Annotated in this window: 1 protein-coding gene; it reads right to left on the bottom strand. The window is 61.1% G+C overall.

All coding sequences use genetic code 11. The features are described from left to right. Window positions 1-367: 367 nt before the first annotated feature. On the bottom strand, window positions 368-543 hold a 176-nt coding region (locus I4J89_RS49145; protein ID WP_196418720.1), incomplete at its 5' end, for a transposase.

Here is a 543-nt window from a genome sequence, read left to right as displayed (position 1 = left end):
TCAACTGTAGGGCATCCAGAGACGAAGGTCAGGCGTCCGTTAGCCTCCGACCTAGCGGCAACTTCCTAGCCGGATGTGTCACCCACGTCCCGAGACTGGATTGTCACGCAGATCCTGATACACGACAGCGCGGACTCCCGGCTGTCTGACTCCGCTTGATGCGTTACGCCGTGGCTTCAGTTGATGCGTGACACTCCGCCGAGTGTTGGTGGAGTTGACCATGACGGAGCAGCGGTATCGGGCCGTGCTCGAAGTTGAAGCCGGGGTGCCGGTGACCGAGGTGGCCGAGCGGTTCGGGGTGTCTGTCGCCGCTTCCTGAAGAGTGGATCTGGATCTGACCCACTTTTCGTGACCGGGATTGACCCGTTCAGGCGAGAAGGATGCGTTTGCGGAGCAGGTCGAGGTTGGCGCGACCGTACATCTGGCGTTTGATCATCTTGATGCGATTGACGTGCCCTTCGACCACGCCTGAGCTGTAGGGCATGGTCAGGCCGTTGACGACGGCGTCGTGGTCACGACGCAGGCCCGCGGTGAAAGACTGCA

Source organism: Actinoplanes aureus (assembly GCF_015704865.1).
GTDB lineage: Bacteria > Actinomycetota > Actinomycetes > Mycobacteriales > Micromonosporaceae > Actinoplanes > Actinoplanes aureus.
The sequence above is the reverse complement of the archived record's forward strand: the minus strand, read 5'-3'. Positions and strand labels throughout refer to the sequence as shown.